This is a genomic window from Aquipuribacter nitratireducens (assembly GCF_037860835.1).
Classification (GTDB): Bacteria; Actinomycetota; Actinomycetes; order Actinomycetales; family JBBAYJ01; genus Aquipuribacter; species Aquipuribacter nitratireducens.
Window position 1 is genome coordinate 1 of sequence record NZ_JBBEOG010000012.1, and the last position, 26,665, is coordinate 26,665.

23 protein-coding genes and 1 tRNA gene are annotated in these 26,665 nt (G+C 75.4%); 12 read left to right on the forward strand and 12 right to left on the reverse strand.

Features of this window, described 5'->3' with window-relative positions:
• Together WAB14_RS16880 and WAB14_RS16885 are read left to right on the forward strand one after the other, a co-directional pair.
• Window positions 1-237: hypothetical protein (locus WAB14_RS16880; protein WP_340271507.1), on the forward strand; the 237-nt coding region annotated here is incomplete at its 5' end.
• Between the two features lie 267 nt (window positions 238-504).
• Window positions 505-2,781, forward strand: a complete 2,277-nt coding sequence (locus tag WAB14_RS16885; RefSeq protein WP_340271508.1) for a putative bifunctional diguanylate cyclase/phosphodiesterase — start codon at window positions 505-507, stop codon at window positions 2,779-2,781.
• Here WAB14_RS16885 and WAB14_RS16890 read toward each other — a convergent pair.
• The 5 genes from WAB14_RS16890 to WAB14_RS16910 form a co-directional block, all read right to left on the reverse strand.
• A complete protein-coding gene (locus tag WAB14_RS16890; RefSeq protein WP_340271509.1) occupies window positions 2,710-3,531 on the reverse strand; it encodes a hypothetical protein in 822 nt (273 codons plus the stop codon). The genes WAB14_RS16885 and WAB14_RS16890 overlap by 72 nt on opposite strands.
• Window positions 3,531-3,968: an S-adenosylmethionine decarboxylase gene (locus WAB14_RS16895; RefSeq protein WP_340271510.1), complete on the reverse strand. Its 438-nt coding sequence runs from the start codon at window positions 3,966-3,968 to the stop codon at window positions 3,531-3,533. Before WAB14_RS16895 ends, WAB14_RS16890 begins: the two co-directional genes overlap by 1 nt.
• 176 nt (window positions 3,969-4,144) lie before the next feature.
• Window positions 4,145-5,140: a pirin family protein gene (locus WAB14_RS16900; protein WP_340271511.1), complete on the reverse strand. Its 996-nt coding sequence runs from the start codon at window positions 5,138-5,140 to the stop codon at window positions 4,145-4,147.
• Between the two features lie 15 nt (window positions 5,141-5,155).
• Window positions 5,156-6,196, reverse strand: coding sequence for a DUF4349 domain-containing protein (locus WAB14_RS16905; RefSeq protein WP_340271512.1), 1,041 nt, complete (start codon window positions 6,194-6,196; stop codon window positions 5,156-5,158).
• Between the two features lie 183 nt (window positions 6,197-6,379).
• Window positions 6,380-7,510, reverse strand: coding sequence for a PrsW family intramembrane metalloprotease (locus tag WAB14_RS16910; protein WP_340271513.1), 1,131 nt, complete (start codon window positions 7,508-7,510; stop codon window positions 6,380-6,382).
• 30 nt (window positions 7,511-7,540) lie between these two features.
• On the opposite strand from WAB14_RS16910, the gene WAB14_RS16915 reads away from it, so the two are divergent.
• The 5 genes from WAB14_RS16915 (at window position 7,541) to WAB14_RS16935 (ending at window position 9,833) form a co-directional block, all read left to right on the forward strand.
• On the forward strand, window positions 7,541-7,831 hold the full coding sequence (locus tag WAB14_RS16915) for a hypothetical protein (protein WP_340271514.1): 291 nt from the start codon (window positions 7,541-7,543) through the stop codon (window positions 7,829-7,831).
• A gap of 121 nt (window positions 7,832-7,952) precedes the next feature.
• A complete protein-coding gene (gene orn, locus WAB14_RS16920; protein WP_377002854.1) occupies window positions 7,953-8,588 on the forward strand; it encodes an oligoribonuclease in 636 nt (211 codons plus the stop codon).
• A gap of 52 nt (window positions 8,589-8,640) precedes the next feature.
• Window positions 8,641-8,716: transfer RNA gene (locus tag WAB14_RS16925), tRNA-His, on the forward strand.
• A 95-nt stretch (window positions 8,717-8,811) separates the two neighbouring features.
• Window positions 8,812-9,363, forward strand: a complete 552-nt coding sequence (locus WAB14_RS16930; protein WP_340271516.1) for a hypothetical protein — start codon at window positions 8,812-8,814, stop codon at window positions 9,361-9,363.
• A gap of 53 nt (window positions 9,364-9,416) precedes the next feature.
• Window positions 9,417-9,833, forward strand: a complete 417-nt coding sequence (locus WAB14_RS16935) for a hypothetical protein (RefSeq protein ID WP_340271517.1) — start codon at window positions 9,417-9,419, stop codon at window positions 9,831-9,833.
• Here the strand turns inward: WAB14_RS16935 and WAB14_RS16940 are convergent.
• Window positions 9,820-10,998 carry a PP2C family protein-serine/threonine phosphatase gene (locus tag WAB14_RS16940; protein WP_340271518.1) on the reverse strand — a complete coding sequence of 393 codons (1,179 nt, stop codon included), beginning with the start codon at window positions 10,996-10,998 and terminating at the stop codon, window positions 9,820-9,822. The genes WAB14_RS16935 and WAB14_RS16940 overlap by 14 nt on opposite strands.
• 55 nt (window positions 10,999-11,053) lie before the next feature.
• Between WAB14_RS16940 and WAB14_RS16945 the strand changes: the two genes are divergently transcribed.
• The 5 genes from WAB14_RS16945 to argG all read left to right on the forward strand — a co-directional run bounded on the left by WAB14_RS16945 (window position 11,054) and on the right by argG (window position 16,238).
• Entirely contained in the window at window positions 11,054-11,509 is a 456-nt protein-coding gene (locus WAB14_RS16945; RefSeq protein WP_340271519.1) for a MarR family winged helix-turn-helix transcriptional regulator, read from the forward strand.
• A 274-nt stretch (window positions 11,510-11,783) separates the two neighbouring features.
• Window positions 11,784-12,695 (forward strand): PP2C family protein-serine/threonine phosphatase, encoded by a 912-nt coding sequence (locus WAB14_RS16950; RefSeq protein WP_340271520.1) that lies wholly within the window; start codon window positions 11,784-11,786, stop codon window positions 12,693-12,695.
• Between the two features lie 6 nt (window positions 12,696-12,701).
• Entirely contained in the window at window positions 12,702-13,715 is a 1,014-nt protein-coding gene (locus WAB14_RS16955) for an NAD-dependent epimerase/dehydratase family protein (RefSeq protein WP_340271521.1), read from the forward strand.
• Window positions 13,708-14,751: an ROK family glucokinase gene (locus tag WAB14_RS16960; RefSeq protein ID WP_340271522.1), complete on the forward strand. Its 1,044-nt coding sequence runs from the start codon at window positions 13,708-13,710 to the stop codon at window positions 14,749-14,751. The genes WAB14_RS16955 and WAB14_RS16960 overlap by 8 nt, the downstream gene beginning before the upstream one ends.
• A 44-nt stretch (window positions 14,752-14,795) precedes the next feature.
• Entirely contained in the window at window positions 14,796-16,238 is a 1,443-nt protein-coding gene (argG, locus tag WAB14_RS16965; RefSeq protein ID WP_340271523.1) for an argininosuccinate synthase, read from the forward strand.
• A gap of 30 nt (window positions 16,239-16,268) precedes the next feature.
• Here argG and WAB14_RS16970 read toward each other — a convergent pair whose 3' ends face one another.
• From WAB14_RS16970 to WAB14_RS16995, 6 genes are all read right to left on the reverse strand, one after another.
• Window positions 16,269-19,748 carry an ATP-binding cassette domain-containing protein gene (locus tag WAB14_RS16970; RefSeq protein WP_340271524.1) on the reverse strand — a complete coding sequence of 1,160 codons (3,480 nt, stop codon included), beginning with the start codon at window positions 19,746-19,748 and terminating at the stop codon, window positions 16,269-16,271.
• Window positions 19,749-20,018: 270 nt separating this feature from the next.
• The gene (locus WAB14_RS16975; protein WP_340271525.1) at window positions 20,019-20,183 is read right to left on the reverse strand and encodes a hypothetical protein; all 165 of its coding nucleotides are present in this window, start codon (window positions 20,181-20,183) and stop codon (window positions 20,019-20,021) included.
• Window positions 20,184-20,212: 29 nt separating this feature from the next.
• Window positions 20,213-20,641: a methylglyoxal synthase gene (locus WAB14_RS16980; protein WP_340271526.1), complete on the reverse strand. Its 429-nt coding sequence runs from the start codon at window positions 20,639-20,641 to the stop codon at window positions 20,213-20,215.
• A 114-nt stretch (window positions 20,642-20,755) separates the two neighbouring features.
• Window positions 20,756-23,200 carry a YhgE/Pip domain-containing protein gene (locus WAB14_RS16985; RefSeq protein WP_340271527.1) on the reverse strand — a complete coding sequence of 815 codons (2,445 nt, stop codon included), beginning with the start codon at window positions 23,198-23,200 and terminating at the stop codon, window positions 20,756-20,758.
• On the reverse strand, window positions 23,197-26,025 hold the full coding sequence (locus WAB14_RS16990; RefSeq protein ID WP_340271528.1) for an MMPL family transporter: 2,829 nt from the start codon (window positions 26,023-26,025) through the stop codon (window positions 23,197-23,199). Before WAB14_RS16990 ends, WAB14_RS16985 begins: the two co-directional genes overlap by 4 nt.
• Window positions 26,026-26,048: 23 nt before the next feature.
• On the reverse strand, window positions 26,049-26,663 hold the full coding sequence (locus WAB14_RS16995) for a TetR/AcrR family transcriptional regulator (protein ID WP_340271529.1): 615 nt from the start codon (window positions 26,661-26,663) through the stop codon (window positions 26,049-26,051).
• Between the last annotated feature and the right edge of the window lie 2 nt (window positions 26,664-26,665).

A 26,665-nucleotide genomic window follows, 5' to 3' on the forward strand; every position in this document is an offset into this window, starting at 1 on the left:
TTCGCCAATGGCGCCACCGGCACGTTCTCCGACCGGCTGTGGTCGAAGGGCTGGGACGTCGTCACCGCCCTCGAGAGCGACCGGACGGCCCTGTCCGAGGTGGCGCTCTACAACTCGGCGACCGGCCGCCACGTCCTCGTCGACCTCAAGGCCGGCGGCGGCACCGGCACGTTCATCGACACCTACTGGGGCCGGTACTGGGTCGATGCCGTCCGCGTGAACCTCGAAGGCGACTGACCTCTGCCGACCCCGGAGCCGACGCGCCCGTCCCCGTCAAGGGGGCGGGCGCGCCCGCGTTCCGGCCCACCCCCGATACGGAGCGGAGCGGGGCGGGTGCGTCCGGTTCCTCCGCTTACGCACCCTGCGCGAGGCAGGCGCGTCACCCGATCGCCGTACACGGCCGTCAAGGGCGTGGGGAGCCGCGCCGACCAGGAAGGAGCCACGGGTCACGTTCCCCGCGGCCGAGCCGTCACCCGGCGGCTGACGAGCGGACAGGAGCCGGTGGTGACAGTCGCGCAAGGAGCAGCGGTGCGCCGCCCGTGGCTGCTGCGCGCGCGACGCGTCACCGCGGTCGGCATGGTCGCCGTCATCGTCACCAGATGGGCGGCTGAACTGATCCAGGGTGGCAGCTCCTTCGCACCGACGCCGCCGATGCTCGTGTCGACACTCCTCGGAACGTTCTTCCTCCTGGCGCTCGGCTACTGCGTTGCGAGCGCCGTGGCCCTGCCCCGCCCCACCCCCCGGCTGTTGCTCGCCGGCGGCCTACTGCTGTGGGTGACCGGCTCGGCCACCGTCACGGCCTCGGGCGAGGCCCACATGACCGACTTCCCCGCTCCCGGGGAGGGCTTCTTCCTCGCGTCCTACGTGCTTCTTGCTGCGGCTGTCCTGGGTGACGTGCCGCGCCGGCGTGGCTGGCGGCCGTCGTCCGCCTGGCTCGACGCATTCGTCGTGTGCGCCGGGACAGTGAGCCTTGCGGGCGTCGCCCTCGTGACGCCCATCGGTGAACGAATCGCCGCCGAGGGCCTCGGCGCCCTGCTCGCGCTGCTCTACCCCATGCTCGACATCGCCCTGCTGGTCATCGTCCTCGCGCAGGTCGTGCTGCGCGGGCGCCGGCTCACCCTCTCGACCGGCGCCATCGTGACAGGGTTCCTGTGCCTCGCCGCTGCCGACAGCGTCTTCGTCCTGTCGACGTCCATGACGTACGTGACGAACGTCGTCGTCGACAGTCTGTACGGCCTCGCCTTCGGCGCCATCGTGGTCGGCCTGTGTGCGAGGCCGACCGTCAGCGGCGCCACGCTGCGCCCGAGGAGCCGGGGCACAGCCCTCGTGCTCGCCAGCCTCGGCGCCGTTGCCGTCCTGGCTCTCGACGAGGGACCCGGGCACTGGTACACAACCGTGCCGGCCATCATCACGCTTCTCGCCGCCGGCGCCCGCCTCGTCCTCGCCCTCCGCGAGGCTCAAGGCGCCGTCGAGGCCCGGCGGCTGTCCCTGACCGACGACCTCACGGGCATCCCCAACCGCCGGGCGGTGCACGCCGAGCTGCGTCGCCGCATCACCGTCAGGAAGCCCGTCGCGCTCATGCTGCTCGATCTCGACGGCTTCAAGGAGGTCAACGACAGCCTCGGTCACGCCGCGGGGGACGCGGTCCTCATCGAGGTCGCCGCGAGGCTGGAGAAGTGGGCGGGTCACGAGCGGCTCGTGGCCCGGCTCGGCGGCGACGAGTTCGCCGTCGTCTGCCGCGATGATGACGAGGACCGTCTTCAGGGCCACGCTCGTGCGCTGCTCGACGAACTGCAGGCGCCCCTCGTCGTCGACGACATCACCGTGACCATGCGGACGTCCCTCGGGATCGCCGTCCACCGGGAGGGTGAGACGGAGGCGACCGACCTCATGCGGCAGGCCGACGTCGCGATGTACGACGCCAAGAACTCGCGCAGCGAGGTCGAGGTGTACGACGCGGCGCGCGACATGTTCTCCCGCGCACGCTTGGAGAACGTGTCCGACCTCCGCAGGGGCATCGACGACGGAGAGCTCGTCATCTGGTACCAGCCGCAGGTCGACGCCCTTACCCGCAGGGTCGTGGCGATGGAGGCGCTGGTCCGTTGGGAGCACCCGACCCGGGGCTTGCTCACGCCCATCTCCTTCCTGCCCGACGCCCGTCGGTCAGGCCTCATGACCGGCCTCACGCAGACGGTCGTGACCTCGGTCGTCGAGGATGCACAGCGCTGGCGCCGACTGGGACTGGACTTCACGGTCAGCTTCAACTGCGCACCGCCGGAACTACTCGGCGGACAGGTACTTCCCTGCCTGTTCGACGCGCTGAGTCGAGTCGACCTGCCCGCGGAGGCCCTCCTCGTGGAGGTCACGGAGGACTCTTTCGTGGCGGACCCCGAACGCGCACGGGAGGTGCTCGCAAAGCTGCGCGCCCACGGGGTCCAGACCGCGATCGACGACTACGGCACCGGGTTCTCCTCCCTCGCCTACCTCCGCGACCTACCGGTCCAGGAGCTCAAGATCGACCGCAGTTTCGTCTCCACCCTGTCGACGGACGTCCGCAGCCGGGTCATCGTCGACTCAACCCGCCAGATGGCGCAGGCGATCGGCCTCCGCGTCGTGGCTGAAGGGGTCGAGGACGAGACGACGGCCGACGCCTTGGTCCGCATGGGCGTCGACGCCCTCCAGGGGTACGTCGTCGCGAGGCCGATGCCGTCAGGCGACGTGCTCGACTGGGTCGCCGGCTGGCACGCCCACCTCGACGAGGCGCGCGCCGGGGTGCTGTGACGTCGTCACCGCGTCACGCAGGTCGAGGGTCCGAGGCCACACGTAGTCGCTGAGCGGCGGCAGCTCGATGTCACCGAGTCCCACGCCCATGGACATGAGCCGATGTGCCTCGGGCATGCGTCGACGCTGCTCGGCCATCATCGCGGCGAACGGCGCCACGACCGGCAGGCTGGCCGGAGAGCCGAGATACTCCGCGGGCGTCGTGCCCGCGATGGCGCGGTACTCGAGCCCGAATGTGCGAAGGAGGGCACGCACCCGCGTGTCGAGGATCGCGACCGTTGCGGACGCACCGTTGGCGCGCATGGTCTGGATGAGGCCGTGGAACAGCGCGGCGGACGCCAGCGCCGAGCGGCGCGTCCCCCGACGGACACTGATCGTCGTGACGTCCCACGTCGAGAGCGGGTCGACGCCCATGCGTTCGAGTGCTGCCACCGCGTCGACGCTCCAGGGCGCTGCGGCGCAGTCCTGGAACGTCTTGAGGCCTGCGGGGCCGGGAGCCGTCACACGGGTCGTCGCGACGACGTCGCCTCGGTCGTCCACGAGGGAGATGAAGCGGCGCTGGGCGTCGTAGGCCCGGTACTCCGCGTCCAGCTGCTCCTGGGTGTTGCCGTACCGAGCGAAGAAGGCCCCGGCCTCGCACTCCAACGACGCTGCGAGCAGAGCACCGGTGGGGTCGACCACCAGCCGCGAGCGACCCGGCGACGTGTCCACCGGCACGTCGCTGTCCCGGTCGAGCGCGGCGACGCTCATCAGAACTCCTTCCAGACCGGCGCGCCACCGAAGTGGCGCGCGGCCAGGGCGACGGCGTCGCGCGCCTGGAACGGCTTGCATGCGTACACGTCGACGCTGAAGAACAGCAGCGGCTGGTCCCACGCGTAGAAGTGCGCCCCCGAGGTCTCCCAGTGGATCCAGCCCGCCCAGCCGTACAGCGGCGACTTGTGCGTGACCGGCTCGACCAGGGTCACCATCCCGATCGTGTCGCTCAGCTCTGTGAGGAACGCGCTGATGGCCTCCGCCGAGATGGGCGCATCGCAGTAGCCCTCGATGACGAGCCGCTGCCGGTGGATCATCGGTGCGAGGTCGGGCATCGGCTCCGCCGGCGAGACCCGCAGGAGCGAGCCGGGCGAGGGCACGTGCCCGGGCACGGTCGTGGGGGCGAGGACGGGGGACGCGGACTGCTGGCTCACACGGTCTCCAGAAGAGAAGGCGGGGTGACGAACAGCTCGAACTGTAGAAAGCAACCACTCAGCGTGTCCGCCAAGGCGCGGTCAGTTACTCCCTTCGGGAAGCACCCAGTCCCCCGATGTGACCGTCAAGGCACGCTCGGTAACGGTTCGGTTGCTCCGCCCGGGTGACGGCGGGCTCAACCGCGCGGGCGGAGCCGCACGTTCGGCAGCTCGGGCGCACGCAGCCACGAGTCGTCGGCCCAGCCGGGCACGACGCCGAAGCGGTCGTCGCGGGACTGCCACGCCTCGCGGGAGGCGACGACCTCGTCGTGGGTCCGCCCGACGAAGTTCCACCACATGACGAGCCGCTCCCCGAACGGCGCCCCCCCGAGCAGGAGGAGGGTCGACGGCTCGGTGACGACGACCTCGACGTCGTCGCGGTCGTCGCCGAGGTCGACGAGGTCCCCCGCCCCGGGCGCGGCCTCCTCGGGCGCGCCCACGACCGTCGCCGCCCCGTCGACGAGCAGCAGCCCGTGCTCGAAGGCCGGGTCGAGCGGCAGCCGCAGCCGCACCGGCCCGTCGGTGCGCAGCTCGGCACCGACGAGCGGGGTGTAGGTGGCGGCCGGGGAGGTGAGGCCGTCGAACGTGCCGGCGAGGACGGTGGTGCGCACCGTCGTGCCGTCGACGTCGGCGGTGCGGACCGGGAGCTCGGCGTGGTGCTCGAAGTGCGGCGCCTGGTGGCGGTGCTCCTCCGGAAGCGCCACCCACAGCTGGACCCCGTGGAGCGGGTCGCCGCCGTCGAGGGACTGCTCGCCGTGGGCGATGCCGTGCCCGCTCGTCATGATGTTGAGCTGGCCCGGGCGGATCGTCGCCTCGGAGCCGACGGAGTCGTGGTGCAGCGCCTCGCCGCCGACGAGCCAGGTCACGGTCTGCAGCCCGGTGTGGGGGTGCGGCGGCACCACCATGACCCGCTCGCCGGTAGCCGGTCCGTAGTGGTCGACGAAGCACCACGCACCGATCGTCGTGCGCTCGCGCGACGGCAGGGTGCGTCGCACCCGCATCGCTCGCGGGCCACCGAGGGGCACGTCCCGCGCCCGCAGCACCCGCGCGAGCGGGCCGGTGCCGGCGTGCGCCGCGAGCTCCCCTCCCTCCCCGATGTCGGTGGGGCTCGGGGCGGTGTCGAGGTTGCTCACGGCACCAGTGTGCGCTCACACCTGCGACGGGGCCTCCGGCGCGCCCGGGCCGGCGGAGCGGGCGGCGGGTCGGGAGGTCGTCGCCGCCCGGCGGACGACCCGGACGGCGAGCCACACGAGGCCCCCGAGGACTGCGAGGGCGACGACCCACGGCAGCAGACCGCCGACGACGAGCAGGACGACCCCGGTGGAGGCGACGAGCGCCTCCCAGCCGCCGGTGAGCCCGGCGAGGAACGGTGGGACCTCCTCGACCTCCGCGGCGCGGACGTCGTCAGGCAGGCCCAGCCGCACGGTGAGGGTCGCGAGGGCGGCACGGTCGGCGAGGGCGGCCCGTCGCGCGTCGAGGGACTCCAGGTCCGCCTGCCGGCGCGTGAGCTCCCGCTCGAGGGCGAGGACGTCGTCGAGGCTCGTCGCCTCCGCGAGCAGCGCACGGACCCGCTCGACGCCGGCGCGCTGCGTCGCGACCCGGCTCTCGAGGTCGACCAGGGTGTTCTCGACGTCCTCGTCCTCTGTGGTGCGGGACACCTCCTCACCGAGCGCGGCGACGTCGGCGGTGACGTCCCCGACGCCCTGGACGGGCACTCGGAGGACGAGCTCGGCGCTCGGGTGCTCGCCGCCGACGGTGCTCTCACCCGCGACGAAGCCGCCAGCGACGACGGCGAGGTCGCGGGTGCGGCGGGCGGCATCGGCGACGTCGTCGACGGCCACCTCGACGGTCGTGGTGACGACGCGCCGCCCCGCCTGCGTGGCCGTGGACGCGCCGAGCGCGACGTCGACGTCCGCGGCGGCGGCCTCGGCGTCCGGGTCGGAGGCCGCCTCGCCGCCGGCCTCGTCCGCGCCGGCGTCCTGGTCCGCACCGTCGACGGGACCGTCCTGCGCGGCCTCCGCCTCGGGTGCGGCCTCGGCGCCCACGAACTCCTCGCCCCCGCCGGCGTCCTCCGTCGCGGAGTCGGCGCCGGCGCACCCGGCGAGGAGGGTCGCGAGCGCGAGCGACAGCAGCGCGAGGACCGTGACGAGGACGGCGGAGCGGGCGGGGCGGCGGGCCGGACCGGACATGGAGGGCTCCTCTCGGCACGCCCCGACGGCGCGCTCACGAGTCTGACGCCGTGCTGAGCAGCGTGGATCCGGCCCCAGGCCACGATCAGGACACGGTTCGGCCACGACGCGGACACGGGCGACCGGACCCTTGGGCGCACCCACCGGCTCGGGCGGGCACGGGAGTCGAGCGGGTGCGCCGGATCAGCCGCCGAAGCCCGCGCGGGCGCTCACGAGCCGCTGGAGGAGGTCCTGCTCGCGGGCGCGCGCGTCCCACGGGGCCGTGCCGGTCTCCATCCGCTCCCGCAGGTGGGCGAGCCGGACCGCGGCGAGCTGGAAGCGGTGCATGGCGTCGCGCGCGCTGCGTCCGCCCCGGTTCTCCGCCCACGCGAGGGCCTGCCGCCGCTCGGTCAGCGAGCCGACCATCCGCTCCTCGGCCGGGCTCAGCCAGCCGTGGAGGCCGTACACGGCGACGTTGCGCCGGATCATCCGCGCCTCGCGCCGGCGTGCGGTGAGCGCGACGGCGACGAACGTGACGAACAGCGGCACCCACAGCACGACGAACGTCGTGAGGAAGCCGCCGGGCGCGGCGACGGCGAGCCCGTTCCACAGCGCGTGCAGCGCGACCGCGGCGCCGAAGCCGACGAGAGCCCAGCCCCACCGGGTCGCCCCGTGTCGTCGCGTGGCGACCACGAGGCCGACGCCGAATGCGGCGGTGAACAGCGGGTGCGCGAAGGGCGAGACGATGCCGCGCAGGACGAACGTCGCGACGAGCCCGCCCGTGCCCTGGTCGAGGAAAGCCGTTCCGAAGTAGAGGATGTTCTCGGTGAAGGCGAAGCCGACACCGACGAGGCCCGCGTAGACGAAGCCGTCGACGAGCCCGTCGAGGTGACGGCGGCCGAGGGCGAGGATCGCGAGGATGCCGAGGGCCTTGAGCCCCTCCTCCACGACCGGCGCCACGACGACGGCCCCGACGACCTCCGGGTCACCGCCGGCGGCGCTGATCGCGAGCGTCGGAGGGAGGCTCAGCAGGAGCGCGCCCGCGGTCGCGACCGCGGCACCCCAGCCGAAGGCGAACAGCAGCAGGCCCCGGGGCTCCGGTTCGTGCCGGTCGAGCCACAGGTACACCAGGACGAGCGGCGCGACGGGCAGCGCCGCGACGACGAGCCCCGCGGCCCACGCGCCGGGCCCGACGCTCAGCAGCAGCACGCCGGTGACGACGACGGCGCACGCGGCGACGAGCAGCACCCCGACGACGGTGAGGACGACCTGCCCGAGCCGGCTGCCGGTCCCGGGTCGCGACATGGCGGGAGGTTCCGTCCCCGGCTGGCTCATGTGCTGCAGGCTAGGCACCGGAGGTGCGCGGTGCAGGGCGGATCCGAACGGGGTGAGGCCGGTGGCTCCGCCGCGCGCCACGGCCGCCGCCGGGCGACGGTCGAACGGCCCCGGGTCGCGCCGCTCGTGGCGTGGGCGGCGTTCGCCGTGGTCGTCACCGTCGTCGTGCTCCTGGCGCTCGGTGCCTCGCCCGGCACGGTCGTCGGGGTCGGCGCCGGCGCGGTCGTGGTCGCCGGGGTGCTCGTCGTGGCCGCCGTCCTCATGCCGCCGTCGCCGCTGCCGGAGGAGCGGCGGTCGGGTCCGGACGGCGCTCCCCCGTAGGCTGCCGGACGTGAGCGAGGGCGACACGACGAGCGGCGGCGGTCCCGACGGCGGCTCCGGCAGCGGCAGCGGCGGCACGGCCGCGACGAGCCGGGAGCGCATCGTCTGGGTCGACTGCGAGATGACGGGCCTCGACCTCGAGCGGGATGCGCTCGTGGAGATCGCGGCGCTCGTCACCGACGCGGACCTCACGGTCCTCGGCGAGGGCGTCGACGTCGTCATCCGCCCCCCGGACGAGGCCCTCGCGCAGATGCGAGACGTCGTCCGCGACATGCACACGACCTCGGGCCTGCTCGACGTGCTCGCCGACGGCACCACCATCGCCGACGCCCAGGAGCAGGTCCTCGCCTACGTGCGCCGCTTCGTGCCGGACGCGCGCAAGGCGCCCCTCGCGGGCAGCAGCGTCGGCACCGACCGCGGCTTCATCGCCCGCGACATGCCGGCGCTCGACGAGCACCTGCACTACCGGGTCGTCGACGTGTCGAGCATCAAGGAGCTCGTGCGACGGTGGTACCCGCGGGTGCACTTCAACGCCCCCGCCAAGCACGGCGGGCACCGGGCGATGGCCGACATCCTCGAGTCCATCGCCGAGCTCCGCTTCTACCGCGAGGCGGTGTTCGTGCCGCAGCCCGGCCCGGACACCGACCACGTCCGCGCCCTCGCGCCCGCGCACGAGGTCCCGGCCGGCAGCGTGCCGGACTGGGCGCCCGGGCTCGGCGACGGCGGGGCGGTCACGGCGGAGCAGAGCGGCGCCTGAGTCCTCTACACTCCTTCTCGCAGTCGCGGGCCGCTCGCCGGTCGCGGCCGTGGTGGGTGTAGCTCAGCTGGTAGAGCGCCGCGTTGTGGTCGCGGATGTCGCGGGTTCAAGTCCCGTCACTCACCCCACGTGCGCCTGAGGACTCAGGTCGAGCGCGGACCTGCCGACCCCTTCCTCACGAGGACCCGATCGGCGGCCCTCCTGCGCCACGGAGCTGGCCACCATGCGCACCACCGACACGTCCACGACGCCGCCCGCACCGACGGTGCGGTACCTCGACCGGCCTCGCGCGCGTGGCCGCTACGCCCGCACCGACCGCGCCGAGCAGGCCCACCGTCGGCGCACGTCCCTCGTGGCGTGGTGCCTCGCCCTCGCACTGCCCGCCGCAGCAGCGGCCGCACTGTGGAGCGTCGGGGGGAGCGGGCCGGGACAGGGCCGCGCGACGACGGCACAAGACCTCGTCGTCACCGCTGGCACCGCCTCCTCCCAGCTGTACCCGGGCGGCGCGGGCGACGTCGTGTTCGACGTCGCCAACCCCAACCCCTTCCCCGTCACGGTCACCGGCGCGAACCTGGGGACCGTCACCGGCGTCGCCGCGTGCTCGGCCGCGAACTTCACCACCGGCGCGGGCACCGTGACCCCCGTCTCGATCGCAGCCAACGCCTCGGCGACGGTGACCGTGGTCGGGGGCCTGCAGATGCTGACGAGCGCAGGCGACGGCTGCCAGGGGGTCACCGTCACCGTCGACGGCACGCTCGTCGCCGCCCAGTCCTGACCCGACGTCCCCACCGGCTCGACGCGGTGACCCCCCGACGCGCGGTCCGGGCGATGGCCTCGACCCTGCTCGCGGCTCTGGTCGCGACGCTCGTCGCCGCGCCGGCGGCACCCGCGTTGGCGGCGTGGACGACCCCGGCCCACGGCCTCGGACAGGCCCGCACGCGGTCCCTCTCGGCGCCCGGCTCGGTGACGCCGTCCTGTTCGTTCCTGCTGCCCGGCGGCATCGACGTCCTCTGGCCGGTCAGCCCGACCGTGCCGACCGCGCGGTACCGCGTCGAGCGGACGAGCGACGCCGGTGCGACCTGGACCGTCGTCGCCGCAGCGGCCGCGGGCCCGCCTGTCACGGACGCCCCGGGCATCCTCGGCACCTACCGGTACCGCGTCACCACCACGGCGGGCTCCTGGAGCAGCGCGACCTCGCCCGTGTCGCCCAGCAGGACCATCACGCTGTCGCTCACGTGCCTGTGAGGGCGCCCGGCCCCGCCCTGAGGTCGAGGCACACGACGACGGCGTCGTCGGACAGCGGCTGCCCGGCGTGGACCTGCCGGAGCCGTTCGACGGCGACCCGCACGGTCTCCGGCGCCGGGGTCTCGGCGAGGTCGGCGAGGCAGTCGAGCAGCCATCGACGAGACCGTTGCTCGCTGTCCCCGGCGTCGAGCGCGCCGTCGCTCACGAGCACGACCCGCCGCACCGGTCCGGCCGGGACGGCGACGGCCGTGTACGGGTGGTCCTCGTCGGCGCCGAGCGGCGGGTGCTCCCCGCCCTCGACGAGCTCCGCGCCGTCCTCGCGCACGAGGACGAGCCCCCCACTGCCCGCCAGGCAGTAGCGGAGCACTCCCGACGCGACGTCGACGTCGAGGAGCACCGCCGACGCCGACAGCTCCCCGTGGAAGCGGGCGTGGACGGCCTGGTCCGCCAGACGCGCCTGCCCGGCGAGGTCGGCGCCCTCTCGGCGGGCGTTGCGCAACGCCGCCACGGTGAAGGCGGTGCTGCCGGCGGCGTGCGTCCCGTAGCCGGAGCCGTCGACGACGACCGCCTGCAGACCGGTGCCGTCGACGGTCCAGTCGTAGGTGTCGCCCACGACGCGGTACGCGGGCTCCAGGTGCCCCGCGACGTCGGCGTACGGCACCGACAGCGACCGGCCGGGCAGCTTGTCCCACTGCATCTCGGCGGCGAGGGTGAGCGACTCCCACCGCTTCGCGACGACGTAGCGGTCGGTGACCGTGCCCACGGAGGCCAGGGCCATCGCGAGCACCTCGGCGACGCGCAGCAGCGTGCGGGACGGAACTCGGCAGTCGTGCACCTCCAGGACACCGAGCCGGTCCCCGCGGACGGTGACCGGCACGAGCACCGCCAGCGGGGACGCCGTCGACGAGACGACCTCCTGGGCGACGAGGCAGCGGCCGTGGTCGGTGCCGTCCACACCGTGGGCCCTCGCGAGGACGTCCCCCACCGGCACCAGGCGGGCGGCCCGGTGGTCGAGGAGGTGGAGCACGCAGGTGGCCGTCGGGTCGACGCCGCGCACCGCCGACTGCAGCCGCTCCGGCAGCTCGTACGGCGGTGCGCCGGCGAGCGCCGTCGCGACGGCCGCGAGCAGGCTCTGCTCGTCCGCAGCACCCCAGTCGGCCGCCACGGGCACCTCCGTCCACCGGCGCCCCACGGCGCCATGGCGTGCGATGGTAGGAGGCGTGGCCGCGACACCGCACGGTGAGGAGGCGGCGAGCCGGGCTGCGCGGTCGGGGGCCGCCTTCGTCGCCGCGTGGTCCGGGGTCCCCGACGACCTGTCGGAGCGGCTGTCCGCGTCGCAGCTGAGGGTGCTCGTGGCCGTCGAGCGCGCCGGCGAGGCGACGGCGAGCCAGCTCGCGCTGTCTCTCGACGCCCTGCCGTCGTCGGTGACGCGACTGTGCGACCGGCTGGTGGCCGCGGGCCACATCGAGCGGAGCCGCGGCGAGGAGGACCGCCGGGTGCAGGTCGTGCGACTGACGGCCGCCGGGGCGGCCCTGCTCGACCGGCTCGAGCGGCATCGCCGGACGGCGCTGCAGCGCGCCATGCGGGACATGTCCGAGGCTGACCGGGAGGCGCTGCTGCACGGTCTCGCCGCCTTCTCGGCCGCCTCGGCGGACGGGGACGCCACCCGGCGATGAGGCCGCGGGCCTCGGCTGCGCAGGCCGACTCGCCGATTACTTGTCGAGCGGCAAGTATAGGGCTGTGACCCTGACGGACGCCCCCGACCGCGCGCCTGCCCCGACGGCGCGCCGACGTCGGCCCTCCGGCGTCCTCGTCGGCTCGGGAGTGGTGGCCGGCCTGGTGGTCATGGATGTGTCGGCCGGACCCGGACCGCAGTACATCGGGGTGCTCACGTGCGCGCCCCTGCTCACCGCGTCCCTGGCGGGACCTCGGGGGACTGCGACCGTGTCCGTGACCGCTCTCGTGGCAGGCGTCGCCCTCGGCGCGCTGGGCGGCGGGGCAGGGGGTCCGCAGCTCGTCCGCCTCGCACTCATCGTCGTCGCCGGCGTCGTGGCCGTCGTCCTCGCGGCGCACCGTCGACGCCACGAGCGTCGCCTCGAGCAGGTGACCGCTGTCGCCACGATCGCGCAGCAGACCATCCTCAGGCCCCGCCAGGGCGCGGTGGGCGCGTACCGCTTCGCGACGCGGTACGTGTCCGCCACCTCCGAGGCGTCGGTGGGGGGCGACCTGTTCGAGGTCCTGCAGACCCCGTGGGGCGTCCGGGTGCTCGTCGGTGACGTCCGCGGGAAGGGTCTGGAGGCGGTCCAGGTCGCCGCGCTCACGCTGGGCGCGTTCCGAGAGGCCGCCTTCAGCTGCGGACCCGATCTGCGCGCCGTGGTGAGGCAGGTGGCGGACAGCGTCGGCCGCTCGCTCGGGGCGGAGGACTTCGTCACCGCGCTGTTCCTCGAGCTCCAGCCCGACGGCTCCGGAACCATGATCGCGTGCGGGCACCTCCCACCGCTGCGGACGCGCTCCGGCAGCCCCGTCGTCGAGCTCGACGTCCGCGAGCCGCAGCCTCCGCTCGGGCTGCTCGAGCGACCGAGGGCCGAGCCGGTGCTCCTGGTTCCCGGCGACAGGCTGCTGCTCTACACCGACGGCCTCAGCGAGGCCCGCGACGGGTCGGGCGAGTTCTTCGCCATCGGACCGGTGCTCGAGCGCACCACCGACCTGCCCCTGGACCGTGTCGCCGACACCCTTCTGTCGGAGGCCCTCGCCCACGCCGGTCGCCGCCACCACGACGACATCGCTCTCGTGCTCGTCGACGTCCCGGTCCTGCCGCCGCGGCCCGGACCGCCGCTCGACCACACCCTGTCGCTAGCGTGAGCGCCCGTGACCCGCACCGCGCTCGTCCTCGGCGGCACGTCGTTCGTCGGCCGCCACCTCGTCCAGGCCCTCCTCGACGACGGCTGGGAGGTCACGCTGTTCCACCGTGGCCGCACCGGTGCCGACCTGTTCCCCGGCGTCGCGCGGGTGACGGGTGACCGCGACGGGGACGTGTCCGCCCTCAGCGGTGACCAGCGCTGGGACGTCGTCCACGACGTCTCCGCCTACCACCCGGACCACGTCGACCGGGTCGCCGACGCCCTGCTCGGCCCGGACGGCGCGACCGCGGACCGGGTGGGGCACTACGTCCTGGTCTCGACTGTGTCGGTGTACGCCCCGCTCACCGCCGCCGGCGCGACCGAGGACGCCCCGCTCCTCGAGCTCGACGAGCCGGTGCCCGACCGCGCCGACATGCGCCTGTACGGCGAGCTGAAGGTGCTGTGCGAGCGCCGCGCGACCGCCCGCTTCGGCACCCCGGCGCTCGTGCGGCCGACGATCGTCGCGGGCCCGTACGACCCGACGGACCGCTTCACGTACTGGGTGCAGCGCCTCGCCGAGCCGGGCGACCACGTCGTCCCGCCGGACCTCGACGTGCCGACGCAGTGGGTCGACGCCCGGGACCTCGCCGGGTTCCTCGTCCGCGCCGGCGCCGAGCGCCTGACCGGCCCCTTCACCGTCGCCGACGACCCGCGGCCCTTCCGCGAGCTCGTCGAGACCTGCGTGGCGGTGTCGGGCTCCGGCGCCCGCCTCGTCCCCCTGCCGCCCGACGCCGTCGGAGCCGCCGACGGGCAGGTGCGTCCCTGGCTCGACCTGCCCCTGTGGCTCGACCCCGCGACGAACGACAGCCCCGGAATGCTCCAGGTGAGCGCCGGCCGGGCACGAGCGGCCGGCTTCACCACCCGGCCGGCGGCGCAGACCGTCGCCGACACCCTCGCGTGGGTCCGCGACGAGCCGCGCGAGCCGACGCGGGGCCTGTCGCGCGGGCGCGAGGCGGCGCTCCTGGCCCGCCTCCGTGACTGATCTCCTCCGCCGCCCCTCCCGCAGCGACGTCCTCACGGTCGGCGTCGACATCGGCGGCACCAAGATCGCAGCCGGCTGCGTCACCGCCGACGGCGTCGTCGTCGACCGGACCCGTCGCCGCACACCGGACCTCAGCACGGCGCCGTCCGTCGTCGAGGACACGATCGTCGACGCGGTGCGCGAGCTCGCCGGGCGCAACCGCGTCCTCGCCGTCGGCATCGCCGCCGCCGGCTTCGTCGCCGCCGACCGCCGGACCGTCCTCTTCGCCCCGCACCTGTCGTGGCGCCGAGAGCCGCTGCGGGACGCGCTGTACGGGCGGCTGCGCCTACCCGTCGTCGTCGAGAACGACGCCAACGCCTCCGCCTGGGCGGAGTGGCGCTTCGGCGCAGGACGCGGCGAGAGCCACCTCGTGGTCGTCAACCTCGGCACCGGCATCGGCGGTGCGGTCCTCGTCGGCGGCGTCGTCCAGCGCGGCCGGTACGGGATCGCGGGCGAGTTCGGTCACATGCAGGTGGTCGCCGGCGGGCACCGCTGCGAGTGCGGCAACCGCGGCTGCTGGGAGCAGTACGCGAGCGGGAACGCCCTCGTGCGGGAGGCACGCGCCCTCGCGGCCAGCGGCTCACCGACGGCGCACGCCCTCCTGCGGGCCGCGGGCGGCGACCCGACGGCGATCACCGGCCCGCTCGTCAGCGAGGTCGCCACGGCCGGCGACCCCGCGGCGGCGGAGCTCCTCGCCGAGGTCGGCGAGTGGCTCGGCGTCGGCATCGCGAACCTCGTCGCCGCCTACGACCCCGGCCGCGTGGTGGTCGGCGGCGGCGTGTCGGAGGCGGGCGAGCTCCTGCTCGCACCGACCCGCCGGGCGTTCTCCCGCTCCCTGACGGGTCGGGGCTTCCGGCCCGAGGCCGACGTCGTGGCTGCCCGGCTCGGCAACGACGCGGGAGTCGTCGGGGCCGCCGACCTCGCCCGACCCTTCGCCCGGCGGCTCGCCCGCGCGCGGTACCGGCGCGAGCAGGCTCGGGCGGCACGCCCCGACTGACCACTGGGTTTGCATGACTATGCATAGTCATGCAAAGTGGGGCCGTGTCCAAGGTCCTCACGTCCCTGCCCGTCGGCGAGCGCGTCGGCATCGCGTTCTCCGGGGGGCTCGACACCTCCGTCGCCGTCGCGTGGATGCGCGAGCGCGGCGCGGTGCCGTGCACGTACACCGCCGACCTCGGCCAGTACGACGAGCCCGACATCGCCTCCGTCCCCGGCCGCGCCCAGCAGTACGGCGCCGAGATCGCGCGTCTCGTCGACTGCCGCGAGGCGCTCGTCGAGGAGGGCCTGGCGGCCCTCACGTGCGGCGCGTTCCACATCCGCTCCGGGGGACGGACGTACTTCAACACGACGCCGCTCGGTCGGGCCGTGACGGGCACGCTCCTCGTGCGCGCGATGCTCGAGGACGACGTCCAGGTGTGGGGCGACGGCTCGACGTTCAAGGGCAACGACATCGAGCGCTTCTACCGCTACGGGCTGCTCGCCAACCCCGCGCTCCGCATCTACAAGCCGTGGCTCGACGCGGCGTTCGTCCACGAGCTCGGCGGGCGCACGGAGATGTCGGAGTGGCTCCTGGCCCGCGACCTGCCCTACCGCTCGAGCGTGGAGAAGGCGTACTCGACGGACGCCAACATCTGGGGCGCCACCCACGAGGCGAAGGCGCTCGAGCACCTCGACACCGGCATCGAGCTCGTCGAGCCGATCATGGGGGTGCGGTTCTGGGACCCTGAGGTCGAGATCCCCTCCGAGGACGTCACCCTCACGTTCGAGCAGGGCCGCCCCGTCGCCGTGAACGGCCGCCGCTTCGCCTCCGCCGTCGACCTCGTCCTCGAGGTCAACGCCATCGGCGGCCGGCACGGGCTCGGCATGTCCGACCAGATCGAGAACCGCATCATCGAGGCGAAGAGCCGCGGCATCTACGAGGCGCCCGGCATGGCGCTGCTCCACGCAGCGTACGAGCGGCTCGTCAACGCGGTCCACAACGAGGACACCCTCGCGACGTACCACGCCGAGGGCCGCCGGCTCGGTCGCCTCATGTACGAGGGCCGCTGGCTCGACCCGCAGGCCCTCATGCTGCGCGAGTCCCTCCAGCGCTGGGTCGGCACGGCCGTCACCGGTGACGTGACGCTGCGGCTGCGCCGGGGCGAGGACTACTCGGTCGTCGACACGAGCGGTCCGGCCTTCAGCTACCACCCGGACAAGCTGTCGATGGAGCGGACGGAGGACTCCGCCTTCGGTCCCGTCGACCGGATCGGGCAGCTGACGATGCGCAACCTCGACATCGCCGACTCCCGAGCCCGCCTCGAGCAGTACGCCTCGCTCGGCATGGTCGGCAGCGGTCACGCCGCCCTCATCGGCGCGCAGGCCGGTACCGCCCTCATCGGCGAGCTCCGGGAGGGCGGCGCCGAGGCGATCGCCTCGCGCGGCGCGGTCAGCGAGGACGACGCCCTCCTCGACCGGGCGGCGATGGAGGCCGGGACCGACTGAATCCCGCGGGACGAAGGCGGCGCGCGGACCTCAGCCCGCGAGCCGTCCCCAGTCGCCCTGCAGCCGCGACCACGGCCCCTGCGCGACGACGACCCCACCGACCATGACGACGACGCGGTCAGCGCGCTCGAGCGCCGCCCGCTTCGACGTCGACCCGACGACCGTCGTGCCGCGCTCGCGCAGCGCCTGCCACAGGTCGAGCTCGGTCTCGACGTCGAGCGCGCTCGACACGTCGTCGGCGACGAGCAGCTCCGTGCGCGGGGCGAGCGCCCGGGCGAGCGCGAGGCGCTGCAGCTGCCCGCCCGACAGCCGCACGCCCTTGTGGCCGATGACGGTCGCGAGGCCCCCGGCGCTCGCGACGTCCCGGTCGAGCTGGGCGGTGCTGAGCGCACCCTCGACCTCGACGGCGTGGCCGAGGTGGACGTTCTCCGCGATCGTCCCCGACAGCACCCGCGGCAGCTGCGAGACGTAGCCGACCTGCTGCGGGCGCAGGAACGAGGCGGGGTCGGCGACCGTCTCCCCGTTCCAGCGCAGCGTGCCGTCGTGGCGGAGGATGCCGGCGAGCGCCCGCAGCAGCGACGACTTGCCCGACCCGACGGGCCCGACCAGCAGGACGAGCTCACCGCGGTCGACGACGAGGTCGACGTCCCGGGCACCGGGGACGCCGTCGTCGTGCAGCGACGTGAACCCGCGCAGCTCCAGGCGCTGCAGCGGCACGCGCGGCGGCGGTTCGGGCGCCGGGGCTGTCCCGCGGGCGAGGTCGACCCCGGGCACGGGACGCGACAGGGTGTCGACGCCCGCCATCTCCGTCGCGCGCCGCAGCCACACCCGGGCCGAGGGGTAGCGGGACGCGATCGACGCCGTCGTGTACCCGAACCACTGCGCTGCCCCGAGCGTCGTGACGGCGACGAAGGTCGCCGTGCTCGACAGCTCCCCCCGCAGGTACAGCGACCACGCCACCACGGGCAGCAGCCCCGACAGCACGGGCGGCGCGGCGCTCGCCCACACCGTGAGGCGGACCTCGCGGGCGAGCGTCGCGCTGCGCACGTCGTCGAGCCGCGCGAGGTGCGCGAGCACCGCCGGCGTCGCTCCCGACAGCTTGACCGTGCGGGCGGCCGCGAGCGAGGAGGCGAGCGACGACGCGAACGCGGCACGGGTCGCGATGGCCTCCCCCGCGAGCCGGTGCAGGCCCGACCCGAACGCGAGCGCGACGAGACCCGACACGACCATCGTCCCGAGGAAGAACAGGCCGGGCACGACGGAGCCGGACACGACCGTCATGACGACGACGAGACCGAGCCCGAGCGCCTGGTCGTAGAGGTTGTCGGCGATGACGACGACGCGCTCGGTGTCGCCGGTCTGGGCGACGACCTCCGCCGGCTGGTGCCGGCTCACCCGGCGCGGGCCCGTCTGCCCCCGCAGGAGCCGCAGGCCCAGCCGCAGCATCTGCGTCACCCACCACTCGGGGAACCTGCGGAACGCGACGAGGCTCGCCGGGACCGGCAGCAGCAGCGCCGTCACGATCCCGACCGCCGGCCACACGAGGCTGCCGGTGCCGTCGACGAGGTCCGTCCACAGCCACGCGAGGACGGAGCCGTCGAACCCGAAGACGACGACGAGCGAGAACGCCGCGATGGCGACGAGGCCGAGGCGGGGGTCGTTGACGCACAGCCGGGCGATCTCCCGCCACGGCCGAGCGCGCGGGGTCCGCTGCGCCGCCGGGCCGCGGGCGGGCCCCGGCGGGGTGACGGTCGGCGGGCTGGAGGTCGACACGGTGGGGGCGGGCGTGGGGTCGAGGCCGAGCGCCGCATCGGCGTCGAGGTCGAGGTCGCGCGCCCCGCCGGCGGTCGCGAGCAGCTCGGCGAAGCGGCGGGAGTCCGCGAGCGGCCCGGCTTCCACGACCCGCCCGTCGGCGAGGACGACGACCTCGTCGCAGCGGCTCACCGACGACAGCCGGTGCGCGACGACGATCCCGATCCGGTCCGCGAGGAGCCGGTCGGTGGCGGCGCGCACGCGGGCCTCCGTCACCGGGTCCATCCGGGCGGTCGCCTCGTCGAGCACGACGACGCGCGGGTCGCGGACGAGGATGCGGGCGAACGCCACGAGCTGCGCCTGACCGGCGGACAGTGCGTGACCGCCGTCGCCGAGGCGCGTGTCGAGGCCGTCGGGCAGCTCCGCGACCCACGCGTCGAGCCCGAGCTCGCGGAGCACCTCGGGCACGCGCGGGAGCAGGTCGGGGTCGAAGAGCGCGACGTTCTCCGCGAGGGTGCCGGCGAGGATCTCCGTGCGCTGCGGCACGACGGCGACGACGCGACGCAGCCGCTGCAGGTCGACGTCGACGAGGTCGGTCTCGCCCTCCGCGTCTCGGAGGAACACGGCCCCGCGGGGGACGGGGACGGCGCGGGTGAGGACCGAGGACAGGGTCGACTTGCCTGCGCCGGTGCGCCCGACGACGGCGTAGGAGCGGCCCCGCCGGAAGGCGAGGTGGACGTCGCGCAGCGCCGGCGGCCCGTCGGGGTCGTCGGGGTAGCGGAACGTCAGCCCGCGCACCTCGATGTCGCCGTCGCGGGGGGCGTGCCCGCCCGTCGGCTCCTGCGGGGAGTCGAGGAGCAGCCTCACCCGCGTCCAGGCGCCGAGGGCGTTCTGCAGCTCGGCGACGTTGTGGGAGACGGTGCTGACGGTGCCCGCGAACCCGAGCGCGAGCACCCACACGCTGGTGAGCGCGGCCGCGGTGAGCCGGTCGGCGCCGACGAGCGCGGCGCCGGAGACGACGAGGAGCGCGAGCGCCACCGCGACCATGCCGAGCGCGCCGCCGACGAGGACCGCCGACAGCCGCCACACCTCCTTGCCGCGGGCGAGCACCTGCGACGCGCGCTGGGCGTACAGCCGCGTGACGTACGGCTGGGCGAGGGTGGTCCGCACGTCGTCCTGGCCGTGGACGCCTTCCTCCATGACGGCGGCGAGGTCGGACCACGCCGCCTCCTCGCGCTCGCGCAACGGCCCGATGCGCAGCGCGACAGGGCGCAGGACGACGACGAGCAGGACGCTGAGCGCGGCGAGCGCGACACCCGCGGGCCACCAGACGACGAGCGCGGTGACGACGGCGAGCACGGCCGTGAGGATCGACGTGAGGATGTGGAGACCCTGGTTGCGGACCAGCGCCGCGGTGTCGTGCATGTCGTGGTCGATGCGGTCGAGCAGCTCCCCGACGGGAGTGTGCTCGAGGCGGGTCAGCTCCTGCGCGAACGCGACGCGGCACGCGCGCCGTCGCACGTCGGCGGCCCAGTCCGCCGACAGGCCCGCGAGGACGAGGCGGCCGACGAGCGCGGCGAGGACGGCACCGACGAGGCACACGACGAGGGCGCTGAACGCCGCGACGGACCGGTCGACGAGGACCGGACCGGCGAGCGCGGCGGCACCCGCGCGCCCGCCCGCTCCGACGAGGACGAGCACGCCGACGAGGGCGGTCCGTCCCGGGGACGTCGCCCACAGGTCCGTGAGCAGGCGCACGCCGCCCTCCCCCTGTCTCGTCGGTGTGGCCCGGTCAGGTGAGCAGGCCGTCGGTCAGGGTCCGCCCGTTGGTGGTCCGGGAGCAACGGGTTTTCGCGTGGCGCCGGCCGCGGGGGGCCGCCCGTTGGGCCACAACCGCTGTGCCGCAGGGAGAGGAGCGCCGGAGGGGTCCGATCCGGCGCTACAACCACTGTGCCGCAGGGGTCACAGCGCCGGAACGCGCCGATCCGGAGCGACAACCGCTGGGCCGCAGGGGTCGTGGGCATGTGGTCAGCGCGGCGGCGGACCGGGGTGCCCGGGTCCGCTGCGGCGCTCGTGCTCGCGCTCGTGGCGGATGGCGAGCCGGATCGTCCAGTAGACGCCGAAGAGGACGAGGGCGACGACGACCAGCCACAGCAGCAGTGCGACCGGCTGGAAGAAGAAGTCGAACGCCATGGCGGCAGCGTACGGCCGGGGTCGGTGGGTCAGGGGGCGCTGCGCTGGCCGTAGTCCGGGCGGTGCCTCTCGTACTCCCCGCCGAAGAGCGGTGAGGAGATGAGGAGGTCCGCCGAGGCGGTGTTGCACGCCATCGGGACGTTCCACACGACGCCGAGACGGAGCAGCGCGCGCACGTCGGGGTCGTGGGGCTGCGCCTCGAGGGGGTCCCAGAAGAAGACGAGGAGGTCGATGACCCCCTCGGCGATCTTGGCACCGATCTGCTGGTCGCCGCCGATCGGCCCGGACATGAACCGGTGCACCGGCAGGCCGAGCTCGAACTCCAGCATCGTGCCGGTCGTGCCCGTGGCGTACAGGTGGTGCGCCGACAGGGTTCCCCGGTTGTGGCCGGCCCAGCGGAGCAGCTCGACCTTCATGTTGTCGTGGGCGACGAGCGCGACGTGCTGGGCGGTGGGCACGGGGGCCTCCCGGGGTCGGGGCGGGCGGAGCTCACGATCCGTCGACGCCCGATCCTCCCACGGTCGGGGCGACCACCCCAGGGGGTCGACCGCCCGCGCCGGGTCACGCGCGGGTCAGCCCGCCGACAGCCGGGCGAGGCGGCCGGGACCCACGCGCCGCTCCCGCACGACGGCGAGGACGGTCGCGCCGAGCCCGGCGAGCACCCACACCACGAGGGCGGCGACGGCGGTCCCGCCCGAGCCGCCGAGGACGACCGCGCGCAGCGCGTCCGCGGCGGGGGCGATCGGGGTCCACGCCACGAGGGCGCGGAACGCCTCCGGCGCCGTGCCGACGAGCGCGACCGGCACGCTCACGGCGAGGAGCGCGAGCGAGACCAGCCGTCCGGCCCCGCCGAGCCACGCGACCAGCGCCTGGTTGGTGGCGGCGAGCGCGAGCCCCACGACCGCCAGCACGACCGCCAGGAGCCCGGTGCGCCCCATGCCGAGGTCGAGCGCCGCGCCGAGCACCGCCGCCACGAGGGGCGCCTGCGCGAGGGCGACGAGCGCGGCGGGCGCGAAGGCCCGCACCGCGAGCGCGACCGAGCCGGCCCGGCTGCTGACGGCCCGGACGGGCACGGCCCGCAGGAGGAGGAAGGTGACGAGCGCGGCGACGCCGAGGGCGAGGGCCGCGAGGTAGGCGAGCGCCCGCTCGACCGCGCCGCCGGTCCCGTCGGTGCTCGCGGTGACGGGCTGGGCGGCGACGCCCGTGAGCTGCTCCCGCTCGGTCGCGTCGTAGACCGGCACCTGGCCGGCCCCCTCCCGCAGACCCGTCGCGAGCTCGTCGGTGCCGGCGGCGAGCTCGGAGGCACCGGAGGCGAGCTGCCCGGTGCCGTCGGCGAGCTGCCCCGCCCCGTCGGCGGACCGACGGGCCCCGTCGGCGAGCTGCCCGGCGCCGGACGCCAGCTCGTCGACGCCGTCGGCGAGCCGGTCGGAGCCGGACGCCAGCTGCTGCGCCCCGTCGGCGGAGCGCCGCGCCCCGTCGGCGAGCCCGTCGGCGCCGGTGGCGAGCTCGCCGACCCCGCCGGCGAGCGCGTCGGACCCGGCCGCCAGCCGGCGGGCGCCGTCCGCGGTCCGCCCGATGCCGTCGACGAGGGCGGGCAGGCCGGCGGCGAGGGCGTCGGTGCCGGTGGCGACCTGGCGGGCACCGCCGGCGAGCTCCTCGGTGCCGGCGGCCGCGGCTGCGGCCCCGTCGGCGGCCTCGCGCAGTCCGGCGGCGAGCGGGTCGACGCCGGCGACGAGCTCGGCCGCGCCACCGGCCAGGGCCGGGGTCTCCGCGGCGAGGTCGTCGGCCCCGGTGGCGAGGGAGGTCGCCGCGGTGAGCGCTGTCTCGAGGCCCGCGCAGTCCGCGGCGGGATCCGCGTGGCACGCGCTCAGCTCGCCCGCGAGGAGGTCGCGGACGCCGGCGGCGCCGGTCGCCAGCTCCTGCACGCCGGCGTCCACGGCCCCGGTGCCCGCGGCGAGTGCGCCGGCACCGGCGCCGAGCTCCTCGGTGCCGTCGGCGGCCGTGTCCACCCCGGCGGCGAGCAGCCCCAGCTGCGTGGCCAGCTCCTCGCTGCCGTCGGCGACCTGGTCGGCCCCGGCGGCGAGGGCGCGGGCGTCGTCCGGGAGGCCGCTCGTCCCGTCGGCGATGCGCCTGATCCCCGCGGCGAGCTCACCCGCTCCGGCAGCGCCTGCACGGGCCCCGGAGGCGAGCTCGTCGGTGCCGGTGGCGAGGCGGGACGTGCCGCTGCTGAGCGCGCCCAGCCCGTCGGCGAGCTGCCCGGCCCCGTCGGCGCCCGCCCGGGCGCCCGCGGCGAGCCGGCCGGCGCCGTCGGCGAGCCCGGTGGTGCCGCTGCTCAGCTCGTCGAGCCCGTCGGCGAGCTGCCCGGCGCCGTCGTCCGTGGCGCCGAGCCCGTCGGCGAGCTGGTGCGTGCCGTCGCCGAGCTCCCCGGCGCCGTCGGCGGCGTCGCCGAGGGAGGTCGCGACGTCACCGAAGCCGACGTAGAGCCCGTCGAGCACCGCGTTCGTCAGCTCCTGCCCGAGCGTGTCGGCGACGACGGTGCCGACGAGCCCGGCGACGACCCCGTCGGCGACCGGCCCGGTGTCGGAGGTGCGGACGTCGAGCGTGGCGGTGACCGCCTCCGACGCGTCGTCGCCGGCCAGGGAGGTAGCCGCGGCGGAGAACTCCTCGGGGATCGTCACGACGGCGGCGTACCTGCCGTCGCCGAGCCCTGCGTCGGCGCCTGGGGCGTCGGTGAGGGTCCACGTGAGCTCGGGCCCCTCGGTCGACAGGGGCTCGCCGTCGATGCCGACGCCCGCGGTGAGGGCGGCGACGACCTGCCGGCCCAGCGGCGTGTACTGCCCGTCGACCGTCACGGGCTCGTCGAGGTTGACGACGGCGGCCTCGACGGCGTCGAGGTCGGCGACGGGGTCGTGGAGGCCCCACGCCAGGGCGCCGGCGACGACGGCGGGCACGAGCGCGAGCCCGGCGAGGGTCGTGAGGCGGGGGGTCGCGGAACGGACAGCGGTGGGTCGGGTCACGGGCGGGTACCTCCGGCCACGAGCGCCGCGGCGTGCGCGGGCCGGGCTGACGGGTCGGGCGGGACGGACGACGCACCGGCCGGGCCGCCGGAGCCGGACGGCAGCGGGCCGGAGGCCGCGACGGGGACGCGGTCGACGCCCACGTCGTCCGGCAGGACGAGGCGGGCGGCGGCCGCGGTCGACACCGTGACGACGGCGGTCGCACCGTGCACGCGGCACGCGGCCGCGAGGGCGTCGACGACGCCCTGCCGGGTCTCGCCGGGCGCGTGCTCGAGGTTCTCGACGACGACGACCCGGGCGGGTCGACGGCCGGCGACGCCGGCGAGGACGGCGGCGACGGGGTCGGGCTCGTCGACGACGCGGACGAGCGCGACGGCTCGGCGGACGGCACCGGCCTGCTGCGGGAGGACGGCCCCCGCGACCTTGACGTCGCCGCTCGACGGCCGGGTGCGCCCGGCGAGGACGAGCGCGAGCGCGGTCCGCGCGACCGGGTGCTCGCCCTCGGCGACGAGCAGGGTGCCCGGCGCCGCGAACGCCGTCAGCGGGTCGAGGAGCGACGCCCCGTCCCTCGGGTCGCGGACCTCGAGCCCCGCGGCGTACACGCCGGGGCCGGCGTCGGGCGCCGGCCAGTCGGCGAGCCGGAGCTGGTGGGCGATGCCCTCGCCCTCGACGTCGAACGACGGCAGCAGCCGGTCCAGCCACCGCGGCAACCACCACGCGCGCTCCCCCAGCAGCGTCATGACCGCCGGCACGAGGGTCATCCGGACGAGGAACGCGTCGACGAACACGCCGACGGCGAGACCGAGGGCGATCGGCTGGAGGGTCGCGTCGCCCTCGGGCACGAACGCGGCGAAGACGGCGAACATGATGACCGCGGCCGCCGCGACCACCTTGCCGGCCGAGGCGAAGCCGGTCCTCACCGCCGTGCGGGCGCCCTCGCCGTGGACGTGGTGCTCCCGCATGCGCGAGACGAGGAACACCTCGTAGTCCATGGCGAGCCCGAAGAGGATCCCGAGCAGCAGGATCGGCATGAAGCTGATGACCGGCCCCGTGCTGACGGTGTGGAGCGGGCCTTCGAGCCAGCCCCACTGGTAGACCGCCACGACGGCGCCCAGCGCCGCCCCGATCGACAGCAGGTAGCCGACCGCGGCCTTGACCGGCACCCACACCGAGCGGAACACCATGGCGAGCAGGACGAGCGACAGCCCGACGACGAGCACGACGAACGGCAGCAGCGCCCGCATCAGCAGGTCGGAGATGTCGATGGCGACCGCGGTCGCGCCGGTCACCGCGATGCTGACCCCGTGCTCCGCCTCGATCGCCGGGCGGAGGTCCCGGAGGTCCTGCACGAGCTGCCGGGTCTCGTCGGACGCGGGTCCGCCCTGGGGCACCACCTGGACGATCATGGTGTCGGCGCCCGCGTTCGGGGTCGCGACCGGGACCGCGGCGACGCCGTCGAGACCGCGGACGTCCTCGGCGACCGCCTCGACGAGGCCGAGCGGGTCGGTGCTCGCGACGATGTCGGCGGTCACGATGAGAGGGCCGTTGAAGCCCGGCCCGAACTCCTCGCTCAGCAGGTCGTACGTCTCGCGCGCGGGGGTGCCGCGCTCGGCGGACCCGGCGTCCGGCAGGGCGAGACGCAGGTCGAGGGCGGGCACGGCCGCGGCGAGCAGGCCGACGGTCATGACGACGACCGTGACGACGGGCCACCGCGTGACCGCCCGCACCCACCGCATGGCGACGGCCCCGGGCCGGCGGGGACCGCGCGCCCGCCCGCGCCGCGAGGGCCGCGGCGCCCGGGGCGCGAGCCGCGCCCCGAGCAGACCCGTGATCGCCGGCAGCAGCGTGAGCGCGACGACGACGGCCACCGCGACGGCGAGGACGGCGGTGACGCCCATGACGGTGAGGAAGGGGATGCGGGCCACCGCGAGCCCGGCCAGCGCGATCATGACGGTGAGGCCGGCGAAGACGACGGCGGAGCCGGCGGTCGCGACGGCGCGTCCGGCGGACTCCTCGGGGTCCATGCCCTCGCCGAGCTGGTCGCGGTGCCGGGCGAGGACGAAGAGCGCGTAGTCGATGCCGACCGCGATGCCGATCATCACCGCGAGCAGCGGGGCGGTGCTCGACAGGTCGACGACGGCGGTGGCGGCGAACACGAGGGCCATGGCCGTCCCCACCCCGACGAGGGCGGTGAGGATCGGCATGCCGGCGGCGAGCAGGGACCCGAGCGTGAGGGTGAGGACGACCGCGGCGACCCCGAGCCCCACGAGCTCCGTGGCGCCGAGCGTGGGCGTGCCCGCGCCGAAGGCGTCCCCGCCGGCGGTCCAGGTGACGGCGGGTGTGCCGTTGGCCTCGGCGAGGTCGAGGACGGCGTCGGTGAGGTCCGGGGTCACGGCGTCGCGGCCCACGTCGAGCTGGGCGGTGAGGAGGAGGGTGTCGCCGTCCGCGGAGACCTGCCCCGACGCGTCGGGGAGCAGGCTCCCGTCCTCGGCGAGCGGGGAGGCCACCGCGCTCACCTCGTCGAGCTCCTCGAGGTCGTCGACGAGCCCGGCCACGGCCTCGAGCACCGCGGGGTCGTCGACGACCCCGTCGGTCGCGACCCCGACGAGCTGGACCGAGGAGCCGCTCACCTGCGGGAACGTCGCGTCGAGCCGGTCGAGCGCGGCCTGGGACTCCGTGCCGGGGATCGACAGCGAGGTCGTCGTGCCCTGCGACAGCAGGGCGGCGGCCCCGCCGGCGGCGGCGACGACGAGGAGCCACACGAGCAGGACGGCGCGCCAGCGGCGGTGGGCGAAGCGCCCGAAGGCGTAGAGGAACGACGACACGGCAGTCCTCGGGTGCGGGAGGGTCAGGACCGGGCAGGGGCGAGCACGGCGAGCGCGGACTCGACCGCGACGTCGTGGACCTCGGCGGCGGCGAGGTCGCCGAGCGGGGCGTTGGGGTCGAGCGGGAGCAGGGCCGCGTTGGCGACGAGCTGGAGGGCGAGGACGGCACGCAGCCGGTCCTCGGGGGCGTCGAGCTCGGCGACCACGTCGTCCAGGAGCTGCGTGGCGAGCTCGTGCAGCCGGTCGGAGCGGGGGAACTCGGCGGGGGTGCGGAGCGCCTCGAGGACGAGGAGGACGACCCCCGGGTGGGCGAAGGCGACGGTGGCGACGCGGCGCAGGAAGGCCCGTCGCCCCGCGTCGCCGGTCGGCGTGGTGCCGCCGCCGCCGAGGTCGACCACGTAGGCCTCGACGTGGTCGATGACGGCGTCGTACAGCGCCTGCTTGGAGGTGACGCGTCGCAGCAGGCCGGTCTTGGAGTACCCGACGGCGTCGGCGACCTGCTGCACCGACGTGCCGGCGAAGCCGTGACGGGCGAAGACCTCGGCGGCGGTGTCGACGATGGCCGCGTCGATCTCCTCCTGCGAGGGGCGGACGCCGCGCCACGAACCGCGGACCGGATCGGTGTGGGTGGTGACCATAA